The sequence below is a fragment of the Treponema sp. genome (genome assembly GCF_045657965.1).
Classification (GTDB): domain Bacteria; phylum Spirochaetota; class Spirochaetia; order Treponematales; family Treponemataceae; genus Treponema_D.
Genome location: NZ_JAZOUG010000305.1, coordinates 1 through 6,377, shown reverse-complemented (window position 1 = coordinate 6,377; position 6,377 = coordinate 1). Strand labels below are relative to the sequence as shown.

Genomic DNA, 6,377 nt, shown 5'->3' with positions numbered 1-6,377 from the left:
ACAAAGAAAAGATTGCTGAATGTATCGCCCTGCAGGAAAAACTTGGCCTTGACGTTCTGGTGCACGGAGAATATGAGCGGAACGACATGGTCGAATACTTTGGAAGTCAGATGTACGGCTATATTTTTACAGAAAATGCGTGGGTTCAGTCGTATGGAACAAGATGCGTAAAGCCGCCTGTTATCTGGAGTGATGTTGCCCGCCGCGAAGCAATGACCGTAAAATGGTCAGTCTTTGCACAAAGCAAAACAAAAAAGATTGTAAAAGGCATGCTTACCGGCCCTGTAACGATTTTAAACTGGTCTTTTGTACGCGAAGACATATCACTTAAGGAGCAGGCAGAACAGATTGCACTTGCAATCCGTGAAGAAGTGCTCGACCTCGAGAAAAACGGCATTAAAATCATTCAGATTGATGAAGCTGCCCTTCGCGAAAAGCTTCCCCTCCGCTTCTCTGACTGGCATACAGAATATCTTGACTGGGCAATTCCTGCCTTCCGCTTAGTACACGCTAAAGTCCGCCCTGAAACCCAGATTCATACACACATGTGCTATTCTGAGTTTAACGACATTATCCGCGAAATCGATGCAATGGATGCTGATGTCATTACCTTTGAAGCAAGCCGTTCAGACTTAAAAATTCTGGATGCACTCAAAAATGCCGATTTTAAGACGGAAGTAGGTCCTGGAGTGTATGACATTCATTCTCCGCGCGTTCCGTCCGTAGAAGAAATCAGGTGTGCCGCAAAGAAAATGCTTGAAAAAGTAAAGCGCGAAAAGCTCTGGATAAATCCTGACTGCGGTCTTAAAACCCGCGGTGAGGCAGAAACGGAAGAAGCCTTAAAAAATCTGGTACAGGCAGCAAAAGAACTTAGGGAGCGGGATTCAGATTTCTGCCAAATTTCAGCCTGATATGCTAAAATTTTCACCCGTCTGCCTTCTGTTCTTTCCTAAATGTTTTTCTTGACAAGTGATATTTTGTTTAATATATTATTTATTAGTTACACTTTGTAACTAATAAATAATACTAAAAGAGGTATTTATTATGCAGAACTTTGACTACATGACACCGACACGTCTTATTTTCGGAAAAGGCGTTGTAAAAAATCTGCCGGAGGTTATGGCACCACTTGGAAAGAAAATCCTTTTGACTTATGGTGGCGGCTCAATCAAAAAACTTGGACTTTACGACAAAGTAAAAGAACTTCTAAAGAATTTTGAAATTTACGAACTTGCTGACATTCAGCCAAACCCAAAATACGACCCGTCTGTCTTAGCCGGCGTTAAAATCTGTAAAGAAAAGAAGATAGACGTAATTCTTTCTGTAGGCGGAGGAAGCGTTCTTGACTGCTCAAAGGCAATTGCTGCAGGTGCATGCTATGACGGCGACCCGTGGGATTTGATTTCTTACAAAGTACGTGCAAAGGCCGCCCTTCCAATCGTTGACATTCTTACTCTTGCAGCCACTGGAAGCGAATACGACTGCGGCGGTGTCATTTCCCGCACAGAAACAAACGATAAAATCGGCTACATGGATCCGCACCTTTTCCCGGTCTGTTCAATTCTTGATCCGACCTACACATTTACCGTTTCTAAAAAACAGACAGCTGCAGGCTGTGCAGATGCAATGAACCACATTATGGAACAGTATTTTGTTCAAGACTCTACCCTTTTGAACGACGGCTTTATGGAAAGTGCACTTAAGAGCCTTATGACTCATACCCGCACTGCCCTTTCAAAACCGGATGACTACACTGCACGTGCAGAACTCATGCTCGACTGTACCTACGGCTGTAACGGAATCTATTCACTCGGAAACAGTATGTCCGGCTGGCCCTGCCACGGAATCGAACACGCTTTGAGTGCTTACTACGACATCACTCACGGAGAAGGCCTTGCCATCATCACTCCTAGATGGATGAAGCACATTTTGAGCGAAAAGACTGTAGACCGCTTTGTAAAATACGGCGTAAATGTATTCGGAATCGATTCAAACCTCGACAAGTTTGAAATTGCAGAAAAAGCAATTCAGGCAACCTACGACTTTTTTGAATCAATCGGAATTCCAATGCACCTTAAGGAAGTCGGAATCAATGAGTCAAGACTTTCTGAAATGGCACATCACATTGCCGTAAACGAAGGCCTTGAAAACGCATGGGCTCCGCTCAAAGAAGACGATTTACTTGCAATTTTAAAGGCATCTCTCTAAGAGTTCACCCGTATTGTAAAGCCACGCAAATATTATATAATTACAGGCATCTCCGCTAACGCGGAGTTTTTACAGGAGAATACAGATGAATGTAATTAAAGATATTTTGCGTGGCATCGCCATCGGCATTGCGAATATTATTCCGGGCGTGAGCGGCGGAACCATGATGGTTTCCATGGGAATTTATGACAAAATCATCAGCTGTATCAGCCATTTTTTTAATGATATCAAAGGAAACATCAAATTTTTAATTCCAATCGTGCTCGGCATGGCAATTGCTGTCGTAGGCGGTTCTTTTACTATCGAGTATCTTTTTAAAGCATTTCCCCTTCCTACTACAATCTTTTTCGTCGGACTTATTTTAGGCGGCTTACCTGCAATGATTAAAAAAGTAAAGGGCGAAAAGCCGAATATTCTTCACATTGTTTTCTTTCTAATTTTCTTTGCTTTAATCATAGGTCTTGCACTTTTGAGCGGAACAGAAGGAAGTCAGGCAAGCACAGCCATTTCTTTTGTGAACGTAATTATATTCTTTTTTGTGGGGCTTATTGCGGCGGCAACAATGGTAATTCCGGGTGTAAGCGGTTCAATGGTTCTTCTTTTGATGGGTTACTACAATCCGATTCTTACAGAAATCAATAATTTTATCCGCTCGCTCATAAATCTGGATGTAAGCGGACTTTTGCACGGTTTCGGTGTTTTATGTCCGTTTGGACTTGGCGTTCTTTTTGGAATTGTTGCAGTTGCCAAGTTAATCGAATATATCTTCAATAAATTTCCTCGCTATGCCTACTATTCAATTATCGGTCTGATTGCAGCTTCCCCCTTTGCCATGATTCTTCTCGGCTCTTTCCCTGCTGTTACAGTGCTTTCTGTTGCAGCCTCTGTAATCTGCTTTGCGGCAGGTTTTATCATCACAGTAAAACTGGGCGAATAACACCCAGTTACTTACCGCTATAACGCTCTGTTACCTCAGTGCTTCTTTAAGCACTGAAAGATTTTTTTCCATTATGCCAAGGTAGTCTGCACCTTTTTTTATCTGCTTTGCCGTTACCGACTGCATGGAATCAAAAGTGAGCACTTTTGCTTTTTTGTTTTTGCTGTTTGAAATTACGGTTTTTGCAATTTTTCCGTTTCCGCTTTCAATCTGGCAGACTGACTTTAAATTAAGCTCGTTCACTTTTTCAGAAAGGAAGGCAATTGTCTTAAAGCTTGCTTCACTTTCAGCAGAGCAGCCGGCAAAAGCCGCATAGTATGTTAAGCCATAGTCATCAACAAGATAACGAAACGGAAAGCGGTCTCCAAAAAGCAGTGTTTTTGTGCCGGCAGTCTTTACCGTCTTTGTATATTCAGAATCCAGCGCATCAAGTTTCTTAGTGTAGGACAAAAGATTTGCTTTATATATAGAAGAATTTGCACTGTCTTTTTCTGAAAGGGCATCGCAGATTGCACCACAGAGGATTTTTGCATTGCGAAGCGAAAGCCAGACATGCTCATCGTATTCGGGTTCTTCTTCATGTTCATCATGATGATGTTCAGATTCATGATGATTATGTTCGTGCTCATGCTCCATGCCTTCAACGATTTCTTCTTCTTTTACACGCTCGCCGAGCACTTCCAGAAGATTTATTGCCTTAAGGTCTGGATTTTTAGCATTTTTGAGTACGTCTTCTACCCATTCATCGCTTTCGCCACCGACATAGATAAAAATATCTGATCCGGCAATTTTTGCAATGTCTTTTACGCTTGGCGAATAGCTGTGTAAATCTACGCCGTTGTTCAATAAAAGCGTAAGTTCAATGTTGTCTGCATTTTCTCCTACAATTTCTTTTACCCAGTCGTATTCAGGGAAGATTGTCGTTACGATTTTGAGTTTTTGCCCGTCTGCAGGCTTTTTTGCTGCAAAAACTGCAGATACCGTCAATGTAAACAGCACACAGGCTGCTGTGAATAATTTGTTTAATTTCATAATGAGTTCCTCTATGTTTAATTTTTGATTGCAGAGCCTTTTTATTAAGGCGTAGTTTGAAAGAGGAAGTTTTCAGTTATTAAGGCGGATTTTTTCTGTGACCGGTGTTAAAAGCACACAGAAAGAAGATTGAATGGTATATAAAAGAGTGCTCCCGTAACTTTGATGGACTTGGACAAAGTTTTGGGGAGTAAAATTTAAGGCAGAAAGATTTGTTTTTACAGTTTGGACGAGAGCACAGACTGGACAGTCATCTCCAGGGCAGTCGTGCTCAATGTGATGAAACGAAGAAAAAAGAGTGAGCGTAAAAAGCAGCAAAAAAGCAAAAATAAGCGATGCGGCTTTATGAAAACGGCTGTTTTGTGACGGCAAATTCTTCTCCTCCTTTGTAATTTGGGAATGATTCTCAAATTATACGAATAGAAGACGCAGTGTCAAGTGAATTTGAGAACCATTCTCATTTATTTAAGTTATGCATAAAAATCTCTGCTAAATACAAGATTTCAAAGTTTCTGGTTGAGCGCTTTGCAAGAACAAGATTTCCTGCTTATCTTTAAGATATGGATTTGAAAGAAATAATGCAGCAGCACACCTTTGCTGTTGCGGCTGCCTTCTGGTTGGCTTGAGCGTGTATTCAAAAAGCTGATTTTTACAAATTCTCCTCACCGTACTTCCACATTGCATCGAAGACGGGACGCAGGCTGGCTGCTTTTTCTGTTGCTGACTATTCTACATGGGGCGGAATCTCGTTGAACTGTTCGCGGTGAACAAGTCCCTTTTCTTCAAGTTCCTTGAGAGTAGATGTAAGAACGGTGTTTGAGATGCCGGTAAAGCTTGCTTCAAATCCTGGCTTCAATCCGATGTACGGAGCTCCTGTTGCAGTTGTTATTTCTACAGACAAGGCTGCAGATCCGAATTCACAGAACATGACAGTCGCAAATGCCGCTTGTGCCGGGGAAAATATGCTCATTGCCGCAACCGACTCTGGTCTTGCTTCATGCTACCTTGTTAGTCCAACACTTGCATTCGCCATTCCAGAAATTAAAGCAGCTGCAAAAATCCCAGAAAATGCAGTACCACAGGCAATGATTGTATTCGGCTATTCAGAAGATAACAAACCCCACGCACCAAAGAGTTTCGATAATATCGTATACGTAAAGTAAAAAATTACATATCGAACAATAAACCGGACGGCCGTATCAGCTCGGACTGATGCGGCTTAATTCCAACTGACAAGAATCCGGATTTCATCTATAATGCAAATATCTGCCACCGGGTAGGAATGTGCGGGAAGCTTCCCTAAAACATTCAGCCACATCGTTAGGTCGTTGAAGATGGGCAATCTTTTTATAAGGAGTCGCCCATGATTAATTACATCTGGCCGCTTTTAATCATCATTTTTTCAAACACACTTTATCTAGCGTTGCAATCTGCCTTGTGGGGCTGTATTTTATAAATAAGAAGTAGGAGTCGAAATCATGTTCAGACCAATGCGAAGATTCAAACAGCAGATAAGTGATGCACAGTGCATCGAAATCCTCAAAAACGAAAAGCGCGGAGTTTTGTCCCTCCTCGGAGATGACGGATATCCGTACGGGCTACCGATTTCACACCTTTACAGCGAAGAAGACAACAAGATTTATTTCCACGGCGCAAAAGAAGGTCACAAAATTGACGCCATCAAAAACTACGACAAGGCAAGCTTCTGCGTGTACGACAAAGGCTACCGAAAAAACGGTGAATGGGCGCTGAATATCAACAGCGTAATCGTCTTCGGAAAAATCCGCCTTGTAACCGACCCGGACCTCACCCGTAAAATCTGCACAAAGCTGGTTCAGAAGTTTACAGATGACGAAGAATACCTGGAAAAAGAACTTAAAAACGCCCTGCCACGAGTTCAGTGCCTGGAACTGGAAATTGAACACATGACGGGAAAACTCGTAAACGAGTCGTAAGGTATTTTAGTTTTTCCCCTATAATCGAAATATTGACAAAATACTTTATCAGGTTACACTAGTATCAACCGGGTAAGAGTTCGCTCTTGCTGGGTAGCCGAAGCGGGGCTGTCCTTAAAGTTGAAATATTTTCAATAAAGGGCAGCCTTTTTTATGTTAAATGAATTTTGTAGATTTTCGTTAATTGTTTTTTTTCTTAGGTGTTCATTAATCGAATCAGCTGCTTGAAATCATATCCCAGCATC

At 41.8% G+C, this 6,377-nt stretch carries 8 protein-coding genes; 5 read left to right on the top strand and 3 right to left on the bottom strand.

Annotated features, from left to right (window positions below):
* The 3 genes from metE to ACKI5B_RS11665 all read left to right on the top strand — a co-directional run.
* The coding region (gene metE / locus ACKI5B_RS11675) for a 5-methyltetrahydropteroyltriglutamate--homocysteine S-methyltransferase (RefSeq protein WP_407428948.1) at positions 1-911 on the top strand (911 nt) is incomplete at its 5' end.
* Between the two features lie 133 nt (positions 912-1,044).
* Complete coding sequence (locus tag ACKI5B_RS11670) at positions 1,045-2,208, top strand: iron-containing alcohol dehydrogenase (RefSeq protein ID WP_407428946.1); 1,164 nt, start codon at positions 1,045-1,047, stop codon at positions 2,206-2,208.
* A gap of 85 nt (positions 2,209-2,293) precedes the next feature.
* Entirely contained in the window at positions 2,294-3,145 is an 852-nt protein-coding gene (locus ACKI5B_RS11665) for a DUF368 domain-containing protein (protein WP_407428944.1), read from the top strand.
* A 30-nt stretch (positions 3,146-3,175) separates the two neighbouring features.
* Here the strand turns inward: ACKI5B_RS11665 and ACKI5B_RS11660 are convergent, their stop codons facing one another.
* The 3 genes from ACKI5B_RS11660 to ACKI5B_RS11650 form a co-directional block, all read right to left on the bottom strand.
* Positions 3,176-4,177 carry a metal ABC transporter substrate-binding protein gene (locus ACKI5B_RS11660; protein WP_407428942.1) on the bottom strand — a complete coding sequence of 334 codons (1,002 nt, stop codon included), beginning with the start codon at positions 4,175-4,177 and terminating at the stop codon, positions 3,176-3,178.
* A gap of 72 nt (positions 4,178-4,249) precedes the next feature.
* A complete protein-coding gene (locus ACKI5B_RS11655) occupies positions 4,250-4,549 on the bottom strand; it encodes a hypothetical protein (RefSeq protein ID WP_407428940.1) in 300 nt (99 codons plus the stop codon).
* Positions 4,550-4,901: 352 nt separating this feature from the next.
* Entirely contained in the window at positions 4,902-5,033 is a 132-nt protein-coding gene (locus tag ACKI5B_RS11650; protein WP_407428938.1) for a winged helix-turn-helix transcriptional regulator, read from the bottom strand.
* Between ACKI5B_RS11650 and ACKI5B_RS11645 the strand changes: the two genes are divergently transcribed.
* Together ACKI5B_RS11645 and ACKI5B_RS11640 are read left to right on the top strand one after the other, a co-directional pair.
* Entirely contained in the window at positions 4,999-5,340 is a 342-nt protein-coding gene (locus ACKI5B_RS11645) for a nitroreductase family protein (protein ID WP_407428936.1), read from the top strand. The genes ACKI5B_RS11650 and ACKI5B_RS11645 overlap by 35 nt on opposite strands.
* A gap of 315 nt (positions 5,341-5,655) precedes the next feature.
* Complete coding sequence (locus ACKI5B_RS11640; RefSeq protein WP_407428934.1) at positions 5,656-6,132, top strand: pyridoxamine 5'-phosphate oxidase family protein; 477 nt, start codon at positions 5,656-5,658, stop codon at positions 6,130-6,132.
* Positions 6,133-6,377: the final 245 nt, after the last annotated feature.

Coding starts and splice junctions, on each gene's coding strand:
- ACKI5B_RS11665 (WP_407428944.1), top strand. CDS start 2,294: ATGAATGTAATTAAAGATATTTTGCGTGGCATCGCCATCGGCATTGCG.
- ACKI5B_RS11670 (WP_407428946.1), top strand. CDS start 1,045: ATGCAGAACTTTGACTACATGACACCGACACGTCTTATTTTCGGAAAA.
- ACKI5B_RS11660 (WP_407428942.1), bottom strand. CDS start 4,177: ATGAAATTAAACAAATTATTCACAGCAGCCTGTGTGCTGTTTACATTG.
- ACKI5B_RS11645 (WP_407428936.1), top strand. CDS start 4,999: ATGCCGGTAAAGCTTGCTTCAAATCCTGGCTTCAATCCGATGTACGGA.
- ACKI5B_RS11640 (WP_407428934.1), top strand. CDS start 5,656: ATGTTCAGACCAATGCGAAGATTCAAACAGCAGATAAGTGATGCACAG.